Source organism: Lysinibacillus sp. K60 (genome assembly GCF_019731275.1).
Lineage (GTDB): Bacteria > Bacillota > Bacilli > Bacillales_A > Planococcaceae > Lysinibacillus > Lysinibacillus capsici.
In genome coordinates this window covers 118,051-137,551 of the sequence record NZ_JAASJR010000007.1, presented here as the reverse complement: position 1 = coordinate 137,551, position 19,501 = coordinate 118,051, and the positions used below count along the sequence as shown (strand labels likewise).

21 protein-coding genes and 1 riboswitch are annotated in these 19,501 nt (G+C 39.0%); of the genes, 14 read left to right on the top strand and 7 right to left on the bottom strand.

Annotated features, from left to right (window positions below; all coding sequences use genetic code 11):
- The first annotated feature begins 125 nt into the window (after positions 1-125).
- From HCH28_RS16145 to HCH28_RS16120, 6 genes are all read left to right on the top strand, one after another.
- A complete protein-coding gene (locus HCH28_RS16145) occupies positions 126-2,951 on the top strand; it encodes a 2-oxoglutarate dehydrogenase E1 component (protein ID WP_048392890.1) in 2,826 nt (941 codons plus the stop codon).
- A 91-nt stretch (positions 2,952-3,042) separates the two neighbouring features.
- On the top strand, positions 3,043-4,302 hold the full coding sequence (gene odhB / locus HCH28_RS16140; protein ID WP_221682187.1) for a 2-oxoglutarate dehydrogenase complex dihydrolipoyllysine-residue succinyltransferase: 1,260 nt from the start codon (positions 3,043-3,045) through the stop codon (positions 4,300-4,302).
- Between the two features lie 339 nt (positions 4,303-4,641).
- Positions 4,642-4,828, top strand: a riboswitch (Lysine riboswitch).
- Between the two features lie 119 nt (positions 4,829-4,947).
- Complete coding sequence (locus HCH28_RS16135; protein ID WP_004230114.1) at positions 4,948-5,805, top strand: transporter substrate-binding domain-containing protein; 858 nt, start codon at positions 4,948-4,950, stop codon at positions 5,803-5,805.
- Positions 5,806-5,975: 170 nt separating this feature from the next.
- A complete protein-coding gene (locus HCH28_RS16130; protein ID WP_004230111.1) occupies positions 5,976-6,701 on the top strand; it encodes an amino acid ABC transporter permease in 726 nt (241 codons plus the stop codon).
- A 12-nt stretch (positions 6,702-6,713) separates the two neighbouring features.
- The gene (locus HCH28_RS16125) at positions 6,714-7,445 is read left to right on the top strand and encodes an amino acid ABC transporter ATP-binding protein (protein ID WP_004230107.1); all 732 of its coding nucleotides are present in this window, start codon (positions 6,714-6,716) and stop codon (positions 7,443-7,445) included.
- 262 nt (positions 7,446-7,707) lie between these two features.
- Positions 7,708-7,905, top strand: a complete 198-nt coding sequence (locus HCH28_RS16120; RefSeq protein WP_221682185.1) for a DUF6501 family protein — start codon at positions 7,708-7,710, stop codon at positions 7,903-7,905.
- A 48-nt stretch (positions 7,906-7,953) separates the two neighbouring features.
- On the opposite strand, the gene HCH28_RS16115 is transcribed toward HCH28_RS16120, so the two are convergent.
- Both HCH28_RS16115 and HCH28_RS16110 read right to left on the bottom strand, forming a co-directional pair.
- On the bottom strand, positions 7,954-9,021 hold the full coding sequence (locus HCH28_RS16115; RefSeq protein WP_221682183.1) for a toxic anion resistance protein: 1,068 nt from the start codon (positions 9,019-9,021) through the stop codon (positions 7,954-7,956).
- Positions 9,018-9,668 (bottom strand): 5-bromo-4-chloroindolyl phosphate hydrolysis family protein, encoded by a 651-nt coding sequence (locus HCH28_RS16110; RefSeq protein WP_221682181.1) that lies wholly within the window; start codon positions 9,666-9,668, stop codon positions 9,018-9,020. The genes HCH28_RS16115 and HCH28_RS16110 overlap by 4 nt, the downstream gene beginning before the upstream one ends.
- 417 nt (positions 9,669-10,085) lie before the next feature.
- Here HCH28_RS16110 and HCH28_RS16105 point away from each other — a divergent pair, with 417 nt between their 5' ends.
- A complete protein-coding gene (locus HCH28_RS16105) occupies positions 10,086-10,298 on the top strand; it encodes a hypothetical protein (RefSeq protein WP_221682179.1) in 213 nt (70 codons plus the stop codon).
- A gap of 85 nt (positions 10,299-10,383) precedes the next feature.
- Here the strand turns inward: HCH28_RS16105 and HCH28_RS16100 are convergent, their stop codons facing one another.
- The 3 genes from HCH28_RS16100 to HCH28_RS16090 all read right to left on the bottom strand — a co-directional run bounded on the left by HCH28_RS16100 (position 10,384) and on the right by HCH28_RS16090 (position 12,823).
- Positions 10,384-10,650, bottom strand: coding sequence for a CPCC family cysteine-rich protein (locus HCH28_RS16100; RefSeq protein WP_221682177.1), 267 nt, complete (start codon positions 10,648-10,650; stop codon positions 10,384-10,386).
- Between the two features lie 118 nt (positions 10,651-10,768).
- Complete coding sequence (locus HCH28_RS16095; RefSeq protein ID WP_016994023.1) at positions 10,769-11,050, bottom strand: acylphosphatase; 282 nt, start codon at positions 11,048-11,050, stop codon at positions 10,769-10,771.
- 45 nt (positions 11,051-11,095) lie between these two features.
- Entirely contained in the window at positions 11,096-12,823 is a 1,728-nt protein-coding gene (locus tag HCH28_RS16090; protein ID WP_112118691.1) for a globin-coupled sensor protein, read from the bottom strand.
- A 123-nt stretch (positions 12,824-12,946) separates the two neighbouring features.
- Between HCH28_RS16090 and HCH28_RS16085 the strand changes: the two genes are divergently transcribed.
- The 3 genes from HCH28_RS16085 to HCH28_RS16075 all read left to right on the top strand — a co-directional run bounded on the left by HCH28_RS16085 (position 12,947) and on the right by HCH28_RS16075 (position 14,420).
- Positions 12,947-13,231 (top strand): DUF1033 family protein, encoded by a 285-nt coding sequence (locus HCH28_RS16085; protein WP_009371335.1) that lies wholly within the window; start codon positions 12,947-12,949, stop codon positions 13,229-13,231.
- A 222-nt stretch (positions 13,232-13,453) separates the two neighbouring features.
- A complete protein-coding gene (locus tag HCH28_RS16080; RefSeq protein ID WP_004230088.1) occupies positions 13,454-13,654 on the top strand; it encodes a cold-shock protein in 201 nt (66 codons plus the stop codon).
- Between the two features lie 274 nt (positions 13,655-13,928).
- The gene (locus HCH28_RS16075) at positions 13,929-14,420 is read left to right on the top strand and encodes a YkvA family protein (protein ID WP_221682174.1); all 492 of its coding nucleotides are present in this window, start codon (positions 13,929-13,931) and stop codon (positions 14,418-14,420) included.
- 60 nt (positions 14,421-14,480) lie between these two features.
- On the opposite strand, the gene HCH28_RS16070 is transcribed toward HCH28_RS16075, so the two are convergent.
- Both HCH28_RS16070 and HCH28_RS16065 read right to left on the bottom strand, forming a co-directional pair.
- On the bottom strand, positions 14,481-15,296 hold the full coding sequence (locus tag HCH28_RS16070; protein ID WP_221682172.1) for a S1C family serine protease: 816 nt from the start codon (positions 15,294-15,296) through the stop codon (positions 14,481-14,483).
- A 58-nt stretch (positions 15,297-15,354) separates the two neighbouring features.
- A complete protein-coding gene (locus tag HCH28_RS16065) occupies positions 15,355-15,993 on the bottom strand; it encodes a hypothetical protein (protein ID WP_221682170.1) in 639 nt (212 codons plus the stop codon).
- 168 nt (positions 15,994-16,161) lie between these two features.
- Between HCH28_RS16065 and HCH28_RS16060 the strand changes: the two genes are divergently transcribed.
- From HCH28_RS16060 to HCH28_RS16045, 4 genes are all read left to right on the top strand, one after another.
- A complete protein-coding gene (locus tag HCH28_RS16060) occupies positions 16,162-16,632 on the top strand; it encodes a DinB family protein (RefSeq protein ID WP_221682168.1) in 471 nt (156 codons plus the stop codon).
- Positions 16,633-16,712: 80 nt separating this feature from the next.
- Entirely contained in the window at positions 16,713-17,276 is a 564-nt protein-coding gene (locus HCH28_RS16055) for a TetR/AcrR family transcriptional regulator (protein ID WP_221682166.1), read from the top strand.
- 19 nt (positions 17,277-17,295) lie between these two features.
- The gene (gene fabF, locus HCH28_RS16050; RefSeq protein ID WP_221682164.1) at positions 17,296-18,531 is read left to right on the top strand and encodes a beta-ketoacyl-ACP synthase II; all 1,236 of its coding nucleotides are present in this window, start codon (positions 17,296-17,298) and stop codon (positions 18,529-18,531) included.
- A gap of 186 nt (positions 18,532-18,717) precedes the next feature.
- Positions 18,718-19,464 carry an amidohydrolase family protein gene (locus HCH28_RS16045; RefSeq protein ID WP_221682154.1) on the top strand — a complete coding sequence of 249 codons (747 nt, stop codon included), beginning with the start codon at positions 18,718-18,720 and terminating at the stop codon, positions 19,462-19,464.
- Positions 19,465-19,501: the final 37 nt, after the last annotated feature.

The following is a 19,501-nucleotide window of genomic DNA, read 5'->3' as shown; positions in this document are numbered from 1 at the left end:
AAACGTTCTTTAAAATATGGAAAAGTAGTGTGAAACATTCTTTTAAAGAACGGCTAAATATTATATAATTAATTGCAATTTAATTAATGGAACTGCCGAAAGGCAAAATTTGGAGGTCATTTTTCATGTCGAACAACGTTACAACTGTAAGTTCTCCATGGTCAGCTTTCTCTGGTCCTAACCTAGGATATGTGATGGAGCAATACGACTTATTCTTACAGTCTCCTGAAGAAGTAGAACCGGAGTTAGTTTCTTTATTCCAACAATTTGGTGCACCAGTAGTAGTAGAAGGTGAAGTAGCTGTAGCTAGTCATACAGCAGCGGCTCCTGCTGGCGATTACAAAAAAGTGTTAGCCGCTGTAAAACTAGCAGATGCAATTCGTTCACGCGGTCATTTAGCAGCAGATATCTATCCTCTGAAAAACCGTGAACTACAAACAGCTCAAATTGAAGAAAGCGCGTTCAACTTAAGCGCTGCAGATTTAGCTGAAATTCCTGCAGCAATCTTCTTCAAAGATGTGCCAGCAAACGTGAAAAATGGTAAGGATGCAATCGACTATTTAAAAGCTATTTATACAGATAAAGTAGCATTTGAATATGGTCACGTAGTAGCTACTGAAGAACGTGATTGGATTCAAGCGCAAATCGAATCAGGCTCATTCAAACAAGCATTATCTGCGGATGAGAAGAAAGCCTTATTAGATCGTTTAACTCGCGTTGAAAATTTCGAGAAATTTATTCATAAAACATTTGTAGGACAAAAGCGTTTCTCTGGTGAGGGCTTAGATACGCAAATCGTACTATTTGATGAAATTATTAAAACGGCAGAAGCAAAAAATGTGGAAAACGTACGTATTGGTATGGCACACCGTGGTCGCTTAAACGTTTTAACACATATTTTAAATAAACCTTATGACATGATGTTCTCTGATTTTGCACATGTTTCCAATGATTTATTTATGCCAGAGCATGGCCGACTTGAAATTACAAAAGGCTGGACAGGTGATGTGAAATACCACATGGGTGCTTCTTACAACCGTGAATCTGGTATGAATGTGAAATTGGCTTACAACCCATCTCACTTAGAAGTGGGCAATCCAGTAGTACTTGGTGCTACTCGTGCAACACAAGATGATACATCTAAACCAGGGCAACCTATTTTTGACCGTACAAAGGGCTTAGGCATTCTTGTACACGGTGACGCTGCATTCCCAGGTCAAGGGATTGTAACAGAAGTGTTAAACTTCGCTAAAACAGAAGGCTTTACAACAGGTGGAACAATCCATATTATCGCAAACAATATGATCGGATTCACAACAGAACATTATGATTCTCGTTCTTCTGTGTATTCTTCTGACCCTGCAAAAGGCTATGAAGTACCAGTAATCCATGTCAATGCAGATAGCCCAGAGGCAGTAGTGCAAGTCGGACGTTTTGCGGCAAACTACCGTCAAACATTTGGCAAAGACATTATTGTGGACTTAGTAGGTTACCGTCGCCATGGTCATAATGAAACAGATGACCCAACAGTGACAAACCCAGAAACATACAAATTAGTGTCTAAACATGAAACAGTGCGTGCATTATATGGTGCACAATTAGTGGCAGAAGGTCTTGTAACTGCTGATGATGTAGCGGCACTAGATACAGCTATCTATGCCGAAATGCAAGCAGCCTATGACCATGTCAAAGAAATGGCAGAAAAAGATGATCATCATCATTTAGAAATGCCAGAAGAATTAAAAGTAGAGTTCCCACAAATTGATACAGCAGTAGGTGCGGAACGTTTAGAAAAAATCAATGAAGAGCTTTTAGTGTTTGAAGAAAACTTCGAACCACAGAAAAAGCTTGGTAAAATCTTAGAAAAACGCCGTGATGCTTATGCGTCTGCAAAAGTTGACTGGGGTCATGCTGAAACTTTAGCGTATGCAACGATTATTCAAGATGGCACACCAGTACGCTTTACAGGTCAAGATGCACAACGTGGTACATTCTCTCAACGTCACTTAGTACTGCATGATAAAAACAATGGCAATGTCTTCACGCCACTACACCATATTTCTGGTGCGAACGCATCCTTTACAGTACACAACTCTCCGCTGACTGAAGCTGGGGTGGTAGGCTTTGAGTATGGTTACAACCTAGAAAATAGCCATGTACTAACAGTATGGGAAGCACAATTCGGTGACTTTGCGAATATGGCACAAGTGATGTTTGATAACTTTATTTCAGGGGCACGCTCAAAATGGGGTCAAAAATCTGGCCTAGTTATCCTTTTACCTCATGGTTATGAAGGTCAAGGTCCAGAGCACTCTTCAAGCCGTATGGAACGCTATTTACAAATGTCAGCTGAAAATAATTGGTTTGTAGCGAACTGTTCAAATGCAGGAAACTACTACCACTTATTACGCCGTCAAGCAGCATTATTAGGTACAGAAGGGGTACGTCCACTTGTAGTCGTATCACCAAAATCATTATTACGTCACCCACTAGCTGCGGCGAATGCTGAGCAATTAGCAAATGGTTCATTCCAAGAAGTGATCGAACAACCAGGCTTAGGGGCTAAACCAGAAGCTGTAGAGCGTATCGTTTTAGGTACAGGTAAAGTGATGATCGACTTAGCAGAGCGCGTGAAAGACGGCGAAGGCTTCGATCACCTACACATTATTCGTGTAGAACAACTTTACCCATTCCCAAAAGAGCAAGTTGCTGGTATCATTGCTAAGTATCCTAATGCAAAAGAGATTGTTTGGGTACAGGAAGAACCTAAAAACCAAGGCTCATGGAATTATGCATTAGAAACATTATACGAACTTTCAGAAGGTAAAAAACTTCGCTATGTAGGCCGTCCTGCAATGAGCTCAACTTCTGAAGGGGATGCAGATTCTCATAAAGCAGCACAAGCAGCTCTTATTGAAGAAGCGGTTGCTGAGCCAGTAAAGGTTAAATAATCATATATCAATTTTTGAAACCGGGCTACTTGCCCTTAAGCAGTAGCCCTTCTATGTGCGTCATGCACGTTAATCAAAGGAGGAAATGAAAGTGGCTGAAATTAAAGTCCCTGAATTAGCAGAATCGATTACAGAAGGTAGTATCGCACAGTGGGTAAAAAAAGTGGGCGATCGCGTTGAAAAAGGTGAATTCATCGTTGAACTTGAAACAGATAAAGTAAACGCTGAGATCATTTCTGAAGAAGCAGGTGTATTAACACAAATTTTAGCTGAAGAAGGCGATACTGTACTAGTTGGTCAAGTTATCGCAGTAGTAGAAGCAGGCGAAGGCGCAGCAGCAGCTCCAGCGGCAGCACCAACTGAGGCAGCACCTGCACCTGCAGCGCCACAAGCAGCACCTGCACCAGTTGCAGCAGCTCCAGTAGTAGAAGAAACTTCTGGTGAGCGTGTAGTTGCATCTCCAGCAGCACGTCGTCTTGCACGTGAAAAAGGTATTGACCTTGCAGCGGTATCTCCAGTAGATCCACAAGGACGTGTACGTGTACAAGATGTAGCAGCTCACGGTACAGCACCAGCTGTAACGCCAGCAGCAGCACCTACATCCGTAGCAACTTCAGGTGGCCCAGTAGTATTCACACCAGCAGCTAATTCTGACCGTGTAACAATTGAAAAAATGAGCCGTCGTCGCCAAACAATTGCAAAACGTTTATTAGAAGTTAAACAATCAACAGCAATGTTAACAACATTCAACGAAATTGACATGACAAACATCATGGCACTTCGTAAACGTAAACAAGAAGAGTTTGTAAAAGCAAACGACATCAAACTTGGTTTCATGTCATTCTTCACTAAAGCTGTTGTTGCAGCACTGAAAAAATACCCATACGTAAACGCTCAAATCTCTGGCGATGAAATTCATTTAAATAACTTCTTTGATATCGGTATTGCTGTATCAACTGAAGAAGGTTTAGTCGTACCAGTTGTACGCGATGCAAATAGTAAAAACTTTGCAGAAATCGAAAAAGATATCGCTAACTTAGCGACAAAAGCTCGTGATAAAAAATTAGGCTTAAATGACATGGCTGGTGGATCATTCACAATCACAAATGGTGGTGTATTCGGTTCATTAATGTCAACACCAATTATGAACGGTACGCAAGCTGGTATTTTAGGTATGCACTCAATTGTAAACCGTCCAGTTGCAGTAAATGGTGAAGTTCAAATCCGTCCAATGATGTATGTAGCACTTTCATACGACCACCGTATCATCGATGGTAAAGATTCTGTAGGATTCTTAAAAACAGTTAAAGAATTAATCGAAAATCCTGAAGATTTATTATTAAATTCATAATGCCATTAAACCCTGCGAACAATGTTCAGCAGGGTTTTTTGTATGATAAAAGGAATTGACCGATTCTATGCTTGAATGAGTACGAATGTTATATCGTTTAGAGGAGCAAAGAAAGAAAAAACGCGACTTTTCTCACATAGAGAACATACTCTATAATAAATATTTGTTGTAATTTTCAGAAATATCAACAAAAGTTCAACGATTTAAAGTGGAAGCAGAACGCATAATATCCTAATATTGTCATTAGTCAGAAAAATGTTAAAATCGTCTTGACGAACATATTAGTTTTATAGTAGTATCAAAATATCAATTAAATAAACAAACCTCACGAATTGTTACCAGTGAGGTAGAGGCGCGGTATTTATTAGTTCATTGTTGAGTAAAAGCAAGCGAAGACGCAATGAAGAAGGAAATATCGCCGAAGTATAAAAGGAGCTCGTACTTTTATACTGGGTCTGCAGTGAATAAGTGCAGGACTGTCCTAGTAAATGGATTTCCAGATTTACTAGGTTGTGCTATCTCGGAAACATGGAAATTATAGTGAGGATTTGGGCAACTGTCATAAAAGGTAAGACCTAAGTTCAATAAACTTAGGTCTTTTTTAGTACAGTTGTCTTATTTTTTTACAGAAAAGGGGAGTTTTTCATGAAAAGAAAATGGTTGTTAGTAATGATCTCTATCATGACGGCAATTGTGCTAGCTGCATGTGGCACAAGCGACAAAAAAGAGGGCGGTTCAAGTGATGCTGGAACTGACAAAGAAGAAGGCGGCGGTGAATTCCGAATTGGCATGGAGGCTGGCTACCCACCGTTCAACTGGACACAGCAAGACGATGCGAATGGCGCAGTGAAAATTGCGGATAATGCAGAATATGCAGGTGGCTATGATGTACAAATGGCAAAGAAAATCGCTGAAGGTTTAGGCAAAGAGTTAGTCATTGTTAAAATGGAGTGGGACGGATTAGTTCCAGCGCTACAATCGAACAAAATTGATGCAATTATTGCAGGTATGTCACCAACAGAAGAACGTAAGAAAACAATTGATTTTACAGAAAACTATTATACTTCTGATTTTGTTATGGTTATTAAAAAAGGTAGCAAATATGAAGGCGCAAAATCGATTCAAGACTTCTCAGGTGCTAAAATTACATCACAATTAAATACATCAAACTACACAGTTATCGATCAAATTAAAGGCGTAGAAAAGCAAACGGCAATGGAGAGCTTCCCAGCAATGCGTGTGGCACTAGAAGCAGGTAAAATTGATGGCTATGTAGCTGAACGTCCAGAGGGCATTTCCGCTTCTGCAGCCAACGATAAATTCACATATGTAGCATTTGAAGAAGGCTTTGATACAGACCTATCAAATACTTCAATTGCTGTAGGCTTACGTAAAGATGACGCAAATCGTGAAAAAATCAATGAAATCCTAAAAGGCATTTCAGAAGATGATCGTCAAGCCATTATGGAAGAAGCTATTTCTCAACAGCCCGCAGCACAATAATGATAGGGCACGGACTAGCAATTAGTCCGTGCATGATCATTTCATCATTATCAAAATGAGAACCTCTCTACATAATGATAATGTCCTAGCGTGACAAATCATAGAATAGTAGAAAGAGCTAGGACACAAAAGAAATAAACGAGCAAGATGACATTGTTAGGAGGAACATCATGAGTCTTGAATGGATACTTTCAATTATTGAAAACAACTGGCAAATGTTTTTACGAGGTGCGTATTATACGTTACTGATTTCGAGTATTAGTACAATTATTGGTGCATTTATCGGATTTTTCATCGGAATTATGCATACGATTCCAGTTCGTAAAAAAGGTGTGAAATTTTATAGCTTAAAGCTCATTAATTTTATACTAACATGCTATGTTGAATTTTTCCGTGGTACACCAATGATTGTACAAGCTATGGTTGTCTACTACGGATTAGATATCGCATTCGGTATCGATATGCACTTTATTACAGCAGGTATTTTAGTCGTTTCCCTCAATACAGGGGCCTATATGGCAGAAATTGTTCGTGGCGGTATTGTATCTATTGATAATGGTCAATACGAGGCAGCATCAGCAATTGGCATGAATCACTTCCAAATTATGCTTCATGTAGTTTTACCACAAGTAGCGCGTAATGTTTTACCAGCAACAGGTAACCAATTAATCATGAATATTAAAGATACAGCCGTATTAAATGTCATTGGAGTAACGGAATTATTCTTCCAAACAAAATCAATTTCGGGTAACAACTTCCGTTATTTCGAATCATTCTTCGTTGCATGTGTTCTTTATTTCATCATGACATTTACCGCATCTCGCATCCTTCTTTATGTTGAAAAACGTCTAGATGGTCCTGATGCCTATCAAAAAGAACAAAAAGAAGCTGTATAGGGGGACGCACAAATGGCAGTCATTAAAATCGAACATTTAAGTAAATCATTTGGACGTAACCAAGTGTTAAAAGATGTGAATTTCCAAGTGGAAAAAGGAGAGGTAGTTTGTTTAATTGGCTCCTCTGGCTCTGGTAAATCCACATTGCTTCGTTGCATAAATTTATTAGAAACGCCAAGTGGCGGTCAAATTATTTATAAAGGGGAAGACATCCTAGATGAAAAGCACAATATTCAAGAATATCGTACACATTTAGGCATGGTGTTCCAGCAGTTCAATTTATTTAACAACCACAATGTCATAAGTAATTGCACAGTGGGCCAAATCAAAGTGTTAAAACGTTCGAAAAAAGAAGCAGAAGAAACGGCGCTTAAATACTTGAAAATCGTTGGCATGGATCAATATGTGAATGCCAAGCCTCGTCAACTCTCAGGCGGACAAAAGCAGCGCGTGGCCATCGCTCGTGCCTTATCAATGAATCCTGATGTTATGCTATTCGATGAGCCAACATCCGCATTAGACCCAGAAATGGTGGGTGAGGTGTTAAAGGTAATGCGTCAGCTAGCAAACGAGGGCAATACGATGCTCATTGTGACACATGAGATGGAATTTGCCAAAGAAGTAGCAGATCGTGTTGTCTTTATGGATAAGGGTGTAATTGTGGAGGAGGGCCCTCCAGCACAAGTATTAGTCAATCCACAACATGAACGTACGAAGGAATTTTTAAAGCGTACATTAAAATAAGCACAAAAAAGTGAGTCCAACCTGTTGGACTCACTTATTTTCTAGAATTCCATTCTGCATAAAGTACAAAGCAGATTGCGAATGCTACAGCAATGATAAAAAACCATTGCGGTACTCCACCAAAACTCATCATAACACCTCAAATATTCATTTTTTTGGATAGAATAGGTATAGTATTTCTTTTTTCTCCACAAAAGACCAAAAATATTATAAAATAAACAATAGACATTAGCTTTTGCTAGTAAAGAGAGGTAGAGAGAATATGTTACATTTAAAATGGAAAGATGCGCCAACATTACGAACGGTTACTTGCAAACATACAAATGCATCGAAATACTTAGTATCAAACGTATTAACTGTAGGGAAAGAGTATGAAGTGAAAAATGAAACAGAAGAGTTCATTTTTATCATCGACAACACAGGTAATGTCGGTGGCTACTATAAAGAATATTTTGAATAAAAACAAACAGGGTGGTTCAGAACATTTGCTGAGCCACCCATTTTTTTGTTAATCTCGCTGATAGCTGCTAGCACCCGCCACATCCTGTAGCTGCTGTTTCTCTTGTTCAGTTGCGGTATGCAGGGCAAAAACATCTTTAATTGCTGTTTGCAGTTCTTGCTGTGTTTCTTTAAACTTCGAAACTTGCTGTTCAAACGTGGGACTTGAGAAGCGATCATGAGCCCTTGATAATCGCTCCTCTAAACGTGCATAATGATGATCCATATGCATCGACAACATCATCGCCAGTTGGTTTTTCCAGAGCGGAATCAAGGTAACGATAGAAAACTCAATTTTTTCAGCTAAGGTTTGATTGGCCTGTTGAATCATACGGATTTGAGGAGCTGTTTGCAGGGCGACTTGCTGTGATACTTGTAAATCATAAATACGTTGATCCAGTCTTTCGATTTGAGCAGCAAAGTCATTTAATTGCTGAATTGCAAGTGGCTGTTTGGTTGCTTGGACACTCGTTATTTGTGCAGGTAGTTCTACCTCAATGGCTTGCTGCTTTTTCATTTGTCCTGCGGCAATGGCTGTTGCCAATTCCTCAAAAAATCCTCGATTATGGGCATAAAGCGCCTCTAAGTTTTCGACATCTTTGATCAGCTGGAGCTGTGCACGCTCCAGTTGTACACCAATACGTTCCACCTGTATACTAATACGCTCAAATTCTGTGAGTGTTTGCTTCACATTAGGCTCGGTTTTGCCAAAGATTTTTTTGAAAAAGGTTTGCTTCTTAGGTTCCAAAGCAGTCGGATCTACTCGATCTAACGTCTGCATTAAAGAATCCAGCATTTGACCAATTTTAGTGACATCTTTTTGCTTTACTTGAGCAAGCATACGGTCGGCAAATTGAGACAGAGCTCGCTGTGAATCTTGCCCAAGGGACAGCAATGATTCAAAATCAGCCAAATCGATTTGACTGGCATACAATAATGCACGACTTTGTGCAAGAGGCGATAGCGTTTCATAAGTCGCTATCGCCTCGTTTTGTGGAGTTGTTTCTAAATAGGATTGGACTAGTGGAGAAAGCCCTGGTATGGTATTTAGTTGAAAAGCGTGTTCGTTTGCTGTCATTTATCATCGCCTCGCCAGTCCAATTGTTCTCTACGTCTAAGATTGGAACGATTTGCGAATTCAATCTCCATTTGCAGATGATCGATATCATTTGCAAGCGCATCCTTTAAATCAATTTGAATTGTGTCATTCAAATCAGTTAAGGTTTCGCGTGTTTTGGATAAAGTTAATTGAATTTCCTTATCCTTCACAGGCTGCTTGGAAAGCATCGTATATTTATCCGTTAATTCCACAGCAGAAGGTAAGTGTGCATAGAAAAATGGTTCCACATTATAAAATTTACGTGGGTCTGTCTTGACGATTTTGACGATATTTTTGGAGATACGCGTCATTTCAAGTAGTTGTTTAAAAGCAGAAACAGAACGTACACGTAAATAGTTTTGACTCAATGTTTGAATATGCTTATTGGCTGTTAATACTTGTGATTCAATGTGTTTGAACTCTTCTTTTGTGATGCCTGCTATTTGCATGACTTTCTTTTTTTGTCTATGTTTCAGCAACGCTGTACTCGTCGCATAGGAACCCGCAAACAGTAAACCACCAAGGAAGAATCCAGGATTTGCCGCAATGGCTGCGATAGAAACAGTTGTGAGCGAAATAAGAAAGCTGGCACTATGTCTAGAGAAAAACTGTCCGACACTAAGCATTGTTTCATCCTCCTTGCTTTTCAATATGTCTATCTTCTTATACGAAATAATCGACATAAAGTTTCATTGAAAATTAATCCCCTACATAAATTTTACTGCTATTTGTGAACTTTCTCAATGATAATACATAGAATAAGTGAGTTGTTTCCATGAATAAGTCGGTTTAGTTCTCCTAAGGAGCCATTTTGACATCGGAATGAGCGATTTTTTGCAATTCGGTCTCTGAATAGAGGAGCGTAATTTGATTTCAAGAGCGGCTTCTGCCTCAGAGCGAGCGGATAAGTGAGTTCCATGAGCGGCTCTAACTCGAAAAGGAGCCGTTTATTCTCTAAGAAGAGCATCTTCATCCAAAATGAATGAGTCTTGTATGAAACTTTTTCCAAGTGAATTCGTAACTGAAACAAAGGGGGATATATGATGACAAAAATTTTTCTGGTGTCTATTACAAAAAATATCGATGAACCAGTAAGTGAACAGAAAGTGAAAGAAAAAGTCTTTGAGAAAAAATCAAAATTAAAAGCCTATTTAAACAAAGAAGGATATATGAAGGAATCTAAAAATCAATATGTGAAAATCACTGATGAATCAATATTAGTGGCTGCCATTCAAAAGATAAAAATCAAAAAATGATGATAAGTCATGTTCTTAAGAGCATGACTTTTTTTGATTTCAATAAAAAGGAGAGAAGTAATCATTTCCCAGTGTTGACTAATCTCTAGACAAACGGCTTCCAATTTGAATTTTTTTCGTCTTTTTCGTTTGGTTTTCTTACAAACGCAATACATCGTTCTTCGCACGCACCAAATATAATGAAATTTTTCTGTGCTTGCCTTAAGGATGGTGTATTAGCACCACCTACAAAGTCATTATCATAAAATTGAACGCTGTCATCTTCCCAAAAACAAATTTCACATATCTCATATGTACCTGGTGGTTTTCCGCTCAATGTCTTATAGCCGCAACAAGGACAAGTAAATTTCATTATTATCACTCCGATATATTTTTTGATAATTTTATCATACTTCCTATGTAACAAAACGCCGTGTTAATTAAAAATTGTTAAACCCCTCTCTAAAACAACACTACAAAAAAGTCAGACATTAAACAATGTCTGACTCCATACGTATATAGCCTTTTAAATCATCGTATAATTCTAAAGAAAATGAATTGGAATCGGCTTGGGGACTCACACCTTTTTGGACAAAAAGGAGAAATTCATTGAGTGCCTTTTCTGAGCCCTCCACTTCCACTTCAATTTGCTCTGCGTCATTCAATCGACAGTATCCTTTTAACCCTAATTCAATAGCTTTTTGCTTGATGAAGAATCGGTAGCCTGTGCCGTATACATCACCAAAAAATTTTATACTTGCTCGTTTGTTCAAGGGAATACCTCCTACTTAATAGAGGAGAGGGGCGAACCTCTCCTTTTATTGCATGACACGTTCTTTTTCTAAATAGGCAATTAAGTTATTAATGTGATAAAGTACATGCTTTGATGCCTCATCGACCTCTTTTAGATGAACATCAGCTTGCTCGATATGACCCGCTTTATGGGCTTCAGCCGCAAGCTTCGCTGATTCATGGACGCGTAAATGATAGCCATCTAATTCATGATAGTCCTGTAAATGACCGAAACGTTCGACTGTACGAGGCGCAGTGTACCATTTGCCAAGTCGACAGTCTCTGTGAGAAGAAACATCGCTTGGATCAACGTTTTCTAGGCCAAGGAACATGTTATAAATGCGCCATTTCCATAAAATATGATCCGCTTTCGATAATTGTAGTAGGGCAATAGATGAAAGCTGTACATTATTGTTAGCAATAAGATCATTACGGAAACGGTTAATTTCTTTTCCTAATAAATGAATATCGCTGGATGTATTATGACTATAATCACGAATATCTTCCTGCAAGCTTGAAATTTCGATCATTCTTGCTGAAACTTCATCAATCGCAGCTGCTTGTTCCTGGGAAATGGCAGCCGTATTTGTCACATCTAAATTAATACCCTCAATCGCTTGAACAATGGCATTTAATAATGGTAACGAATCCTTTGCTTCAACGGTTGCTTCTTTAATAATAGCTGTCGTATCTGTAATCGAGTTAGAAACATCATTAGAATAACTCTTTAAATGATGAACATTTGCAGATACTTCACTTAGCGCAGCTACCGTGTTTTCAGCAAGCTTTCGTACTTCCTGTGCAACGACCGCAAAGCCCTTCCCATGTTCACCTGCACGCGCTGCTTCAATGGAGGCATTAAGTGCGAGTAGATTCGTTTGATCGGCGATTTGATTGATTAATGTGACAACCTGCTCAATATCATTTACCCGTTTTTGTAATTCTGAAAATGAGTCAACAATGGATGTAAATGTCTCTTCTGTTTTAAAAATCTCCGATAGAGCATGCTCAATAGCGTTTTTACCTTTTGTAGCATGGTCAACAGATTCAGTTGTTTTCTCTGATATATGAGAAGACATGCGTGCAACCTCATTGATAGAAGCAGCAATCTGTTCTGTTGCAGCAGTAGAGGATTGAATTTCTTCATTTTGCTTATCTAGGCTAAAAACTAAATCCTTCATGTACATAATTTTGGCATTGACATCCATTAAAGAGGATACTTCTCCTACCACATTTTCAATAATGCGTTCTGTTAACACTTCCACTAATAATTCTTGATCGACATTGACAGCGGATTGGAATGATTTCATATATTGAAATGCTTTATTTGGTTTGATACCAAAATTGTGTAAAATATATGTAGTAATATAGAAGGCAAATTGGTTGAAGACAACAATTAATTTACCAGGCTCATATTGATGCTTACGGAATAGATTGAAAAATTTGACAGTTTCATCTACATAATGATCATCACGAGTTGCTAAGAAAAACTGTGTTAAGTATTGATTAATATTTTCTTCACTAATGATTAATTGAGAGGTAGGGGATATCTCGCTTAAATAATGGTGAAAAATGGCATTCATGGAAGGGGTAATATCTTTGAGCTTTTGATAAAGTGCCTTTAAGTGCTCCTCATCTTGTGAATTGAAATGATTGAATGCCAGTGTTTGGTAAAATCGGCCTGTTGCATGTAAATCTGTACCACGTTTTAGTAGTTCTTCTAGCTCTGCTTTAGGTCGAATACTTGAAAACATAAAAATACCTCCAAAAAGTATGTATAATAAGGTAATAATAGCATAATTCAGGTGGTTTTAATAGACATTTCAGTTGTGTTTGCTAAAATGAAACTATCTTATGACAGCAAGGAATGGGCAAATATGTATACAATTATTTACATGAAAGCGGACTATGAGCCTTGGTGGAAATTTGAAGGCTGGGAAGCTTATATTCAAACCGAAGATACATTTGACACGAAGGAGCTCTTTGAACGTGCATTACAGCAAAGATTAGCGCATTTTCGTTCCTCTTATGATAATGAGGCAACGAAAGAGGAGCAGTATTGGGCTTTTTGGTCTGAGGATGAAAGCTTTTATTGTGAGGCTTGCGATGATGATGCACAAGTATATCATGGAATAATTGCTTGTAAAATAGAAGAGAAGTAAAAAAATTTTGAAAAAAAGTAAAAAAGATTTTTTCTTTATTTGACAAAATTATGGATGGCAGTTATACTTAACTTAACAATTTAATTGCTTCACCGGAAACATGAATTCACATATTACAAAAAGTGATCGCGTTAGTTCGGTACTCTTTGTAATATGTGAATTTTTTTCAATCGCTGAAGAAATTACATATTGTTCACTTTTATTTTTTGGAGGTTTTCTTAAATGAAACAAGGTACAGTAAAATGGTTTAACTCAGAAAAAGGTTTTGGATTCATCGAAGTTGAAGGTGAAAACGACGTATTCGTACACTTCTCAGCTATCCAAGGCGAAGGTTTCAAAACTCTTGACGAAGGTCAAAAAGTGGAATTCGAAGTTGTAGATGGCAACCGCGGACCACAAGCTGCTAACGTAACTAAACTTTAATTCTCAGTAATTAAAATCACTTTCGTTAAACCCAAGACATCCTATGCAAATAGGATGTCTTTTTTGTATCATTTGCAAGTTTAAGGATTACAAATTCTATTTTAGGTTAAATATATAGTAGTGGTGGATAACCATGCAAAAGTAAAGGATAGCACTATAAAAGTAGCGGATAGCCATGTGAAACTGATGGATAGCTGCACAAAAGTAGCGGATAACCCCATAAAATGGAGGGTAGCCCCGCCAAAATAGCGCATGCTTGTAAAGAAGGAGGCAGATGAATGTGAATAATGAAGAAAAATTGCCTGATGAACAGGAGCAACAAGATTTTTATCAGAAACTACGTACAAAATTAGTAGCTTTTCTTGGGTCGAAAAAAGGAAAAAGTAACAAGTTTACTCCGTATTTAATGTTTGTGCCTGATTTATTTCATTTATTAATTAAAACTGTAACCGATGCAGGTGTAGATAAAAAGAGTCGTGCATTAATTGGGGCATCCATTGCGTATTTTGTATTACCGATGGATTTAATGCCAGAAGGACTGCTAGGCTTTGGTGGCTATTTAGATGATGTTGTACTAGCAACTTTTGTGGTAAATACCATTATTAATAAGTTGGGTCCAGATGTAGTGGAAAAGCATTGGACAGGGGATGACAAGCTTTTACATGTGCTACAAAAGGTTGCAGAAGTGAGTGATGAGGTTGTCAGTAAAATTCCTGTAAAATCGCCAATTGCTCAGTTCGTCAAGCAAGAAAGTAAAGATAAATAATAATATTATGTAAACCTAAAGCATCTAAAAAAATGAACCTGTCATAAGCAGGTTCATTTTTTATTGCTCTTCTAATAAATTTCGGAGTTGTTGTACAGGTACAAACAGGCCAACACGTCCAATGGGCTCATATTTCATCGTGGCAAAGATAACCCCAATGACCTCCCCATGTTGATCGATTACAGGGCTACCACTATTGCCACGATAAACAGGAGCTTTTAGTATCCTAACTGGTTCCTGCCAATCTTCTAATTGAATGGCTTCTAGCAATCTTCCTTCATTAGCGATACCGGTGAAAGCAAGTGGATTTCCAATAAAATAGACATGTTCATTAACAGTGTAAGGTGGATCTTCTGCAAGAGGTAGATAGGGAAGTTGCTCAGCTTGCACCTGTACAAAGGCTAAATCTACGGCTGGATAGCTCTCGATTAGTGTCGCCTCCATCAATCCCTCATCAGGAAAGACGACTGATAATGTTGTGGCATGTTCGACAACATGGGCGTTAGTGACAATCAGACCATCTGGTGAGATGGCAAAACCAGTGCCTTTACTGGAGCCTGTTGAAATTTCAACGACTGCCTTTTTATAGGTTTGTATATCTTCTTGTGCAGAGAGCCGCGTTGAAACCTTGATAAATTCAAGTGCAGGTATGGAGTAGATTTGAAAAATGAGGGCAAATGTATTGAAAAACAGCACCAGTGCCATACCCCACACGATCCAGCGTACAAGAGGCTTTTGTTTCTTGGGCTTTTTTCCATAAATGCGTTCTTCTTGCGCCTGTGCTAATGCTTTTTGCTGTTCCTCTAGTACAAGTTCAATAAATTCTTCTTCCGTTAATTCATCTTGCTTGGGTGTTGTATTATGTATATCACTCATTGTTTGGCCTCCTTTGCTAAAAAACAGACGCCCAAGCAGGACGCCTGTTTTCTTTCAATTATTCTATTTTTTGCAAGGTTGATGTCACAACAAATGGCTCATCTTGCTCTGTTTCCATCGTGTCCTCTTTGCGAATTAGACCAATGTCCTTTGCAAAATATTTGGTTGTGGTCATTTGATCTTCAGAGCGACTTAGCTGGATGACATCTTGATAGACCGTTATACCAGTATCAACAGTAGCTGTCGTTGATTCAATGGTCCAACCTTGAAAGCTTGTCCCGACTTGTAATGGCTTTTGAAGTACGGTTTCCAGTACAGGATAAGAAGCTGCCTCAGCTGCACTTGGCATGCTTGGATTACTGTCAACAGGTTCTCGATAGACAAGATCAATACTTGTATCCGTTATGCGGAAGATTTTTAATAGTGTTACACCACCATTATCCTCTATTTGTACGATATGCTGTGTATCGAGGTAGGTGGTTTTTAGTGTGAAGCTAGCAAATTCATTTCCTTCCCCTTGAAAAGAAGCAACAGATCCATCAGGTGGAAAATAGGAGAGAAGTGACGTTTGATCTTGTTCCACTGGTTGCTTGTCTTCCACAGATGGTGTTGGAGCTGGCACAGGCTCTTTCTGAACTTCTTCACGACAGCCAGCTAGTAAAAATACTACAGAAAGTACTAGAACAGGGTATCTCATGGGCACACTCCTTCGCTATTTTCTTTCATTATACGTGAACGAGGAGTGTTATACGAATAATATGATATATATACATAATATTATTATGTAAACTATTTAGCGAAAACTTGTAACAGCATGAAAAATTATCTATGATAGAAATGAAATTCAAAAATGGGGGGCAAAGACATGTATAGACATGTAGATGATTTCTTACAAGAATGGTCAAATGCATCAGACGGGACACTACAGGTATTACAGGCTTTAACAGATGACAAGCTTCAGCAAAGTATTGTAGAGGGCCACAGTACACTTGGGTGGTTAGGCTGGCATTTAGTTGGAGCAGCAGGTTATTTTAGCTATCTAGCAGGGTTAAAAGTACCCATGATTCGTCAAGAAGATCCTGTGCCAACGACTGCGGCTGAAATCGTAGCTGCTTATGAAAAGGTTGCAAACGGTGTAAGTGAGGCAGTCGCAAAGCTTTCAAATGAGGACTTATTAGAAGTTGTCACTGGTTTTAAAGCTCCAATGTCAAAAGGCGCTCTATTACGTGTATTAATCGATCATCAAACACATCATCGTGGACAAATGACGGTCCTGCTCCGTCAAGCAGGTTTACCAGTACCTGGCGTGATGGGACCAACAAAGGAAATGCAATAATCACGCGAGCAGCAGATAAATCGTTTATCGGCTGCATTTTTTAGATTGACACTTACCTACTAGTAAGTTAGTATAAAGCCATGACAAATAGAAAAATGCAAATTATAGAATTAACATTGAAGAATATTCAGGAAAAAGGATTCACATCATTTAGTTATGAGCATTTAGCAAAGGAGCTTGGCGTCACGAAGGCCAGTATTCACTATCATTTCGAGAAGAAGGGAGACTTAGGGATTGCTGTATGTGAAAGGATTCAACAAGGGTTAGAGAGAACTTTTACATTGATGAAGGAGTCCACTTTGCCAGCTGAGGAAAAGCCATTTGCCTTTATTATGCAGCGAATAGAATTTCTAGAGCAAGACGGCATTTGCCCTATCTCAGCTTTACAGGCAGATTATCAAGAATTACCGCAACCAATGCAAGAAAAGCTTCAGCAGCTTAGTCAAATGGAAATCGATGTCTTTGTAGGGTTACTGAAAGAGGCGAAACAACACGGTGCACTGAAATCAACAAATGAGCAGGATTTAGAGTCATTGGCTATGCTACTCATTTCCAGTACAAAGGGTGCTTTACAATACAAACGTGTTTTAGGAGAAGATTTCTTTCAGAAAACGCTGGATCAATTAAAGGAACTATTAAAGTAAATGATAAGGAGCGATGTCCATGATACGTAGAGTTGTAGTCACAGGATATGGGGTGGTCTCCCCTTTAGGTAACACAGTCTCAGCCTTATGGGAAAACATTAAAGAAGGAAAGTCAGGAATTGATAAAATTCAGGCAGAGGAATTTAGCGGGATTAACACCCAAATTGCAGGTACCATCTCGGATTTTGATGCAGCGCAATATATGGATAAAAAAGAGCTGAGTAAATATGATCGATTTGTTCAATATGCTATTGCCGCGTCACAGCAGGCTTTAGAGCAAGCAAATCTAAATTTGGAACAGGTCGATAAGGAGCGACTAGGTGTGTATATTGGCTCGGGTATTGGGGGCATTGATACCATTCTAGCGAATCATCAAGCGTTAATCGAAAACGGCCCAAGGAAGGTGTCACCATTTATGGTGCCAATGATGATTAGTAATATGGCTGCAGGAATACTAGCCATTAAAACGGGCTTTAAAGGGCCAAGCTTTTCCCCTGTTTCGGCCTGTGCGACAGGAAACCAGGCGATTGGAGAAGCTTTCTTAGCGATTCGACATGGCTATGCGGATGGCATTTTAGCAGGTGGAGCGGAGGCACCGATCAATCCACTTAGCTTTGCAGGATTCTCCCGCATGAAAGCCATGTCCACGAGGAATGAAGAACCAACAAAGGCCAGTCGACCATTCGATAGCGAGCGAGATGGCTTTGTCATGTCTGAAGGAGCTGGCATCGTATTCCTAGAGGAGTATGAACACGCGAAACAAAGGGGTGCTACGATTCTCGGTGAGATTGTTGGTTACGGTGTGACAACTGATGCTTATCATATTACAGCTCCTGATTTTACGGGTGCTGCCAATGCCATGAAGCTAGCATTAAAAATGGGTGATATCGATGGGTCAGCCATCGATTATATCAACGCACACGGCACAAGTACGCCAGAGGGAGATAAATCTGAAACAAAAGCTATTAAACACGTTTTTGGTGACCATGCCTATCAACTAAAGGTTAGCTCCACAAAATCGATGACAGGACATCTCTTTGGCGCGGCCGGTGGAATAGAAGCCATTATTACATTGAAAAGTATAATGGATGGCATTATTCCACCAACCATCAATTATGATACACCAGATCCCGAATGTGATTTAAACTATGTTCCTAATGAGGCGCTTCATCAAGACGTTAACTTTGCGCTTTCCAATGGGTTTGGCTTTGGCGGCCATAATGCTGTGCTAGCATTTAAAAAATTTGAGGATTAAGGCATTAGCTATTTGCTAAAAAGAATGGTATGAATTTGATTGTTCATACCATTTTTTACGTTTGTTTTATTCACTTGGAAAGAGAAGAGACAAGTCAATAAGTTTTCCTTATGATAAATGGCTAGAAATTCGTATTATAACTTATAGTTAGAGTATGGTAAATTCAAAGGAAAAGGGGGATAAATGATGCGAATCTTTGATGCACACTTACATATCATTGACTTTAATTTTCCGATTATCGAAAACCAAGGTTATACACCACCAAGCTATGTAGTAGAGGATTATCAAAAGGATACAGTGAGTGTCCAGATAGCGGGAGGAGCCATTGTATCAGGATCTTTTCAAGGATTTGACCAAGCCTATCTTTTAAAAGCATTAAAACAACTGGGTCCCACATTTTGTGGGGTAACACAATTACCTAATACGGTGACGGATGATGAAATTGTACATTTACATAACAATGGGGTACGGGCATTACGCTTTAATGTAAAACGAGGTGGCTCAGAGGATTTATCGCAGCTAGATACCTTTGCGCGACGGGTTTATGAATTGGTCGGCTGGCATAGTGAATTATATATCGATGCGAAGGAATTACCAGAGATAGCCTCGACAATTGAAGCATTACCAGCCATCTCCATCGATCATTTAGGGTTGACGGAAGAGGGGCTGCCACATTTATTAAAGCTTGTTGATAAGGGGGTACGTGTCAAGGCGACCGGCTTTGGTCGTGTGGAGCTGGATGTGAAGCATGCTTTACAAGCGATTTATAATGTGAATCCAGCTGCGCTGATGTTCGGAACAGATTTGCCATCTACAAGAGCCAGACGACCTTTTAATTATGGGGATGTCGAATTGATTCAACAGCTATTTGATCAACAGGCGGCTGATAAAATCCTCTACGAGAATGCATGGCAATGGTATTTCCAGCGTTAAATATAAAAAAGAATCCATGCTGGCATTAAAATGGATT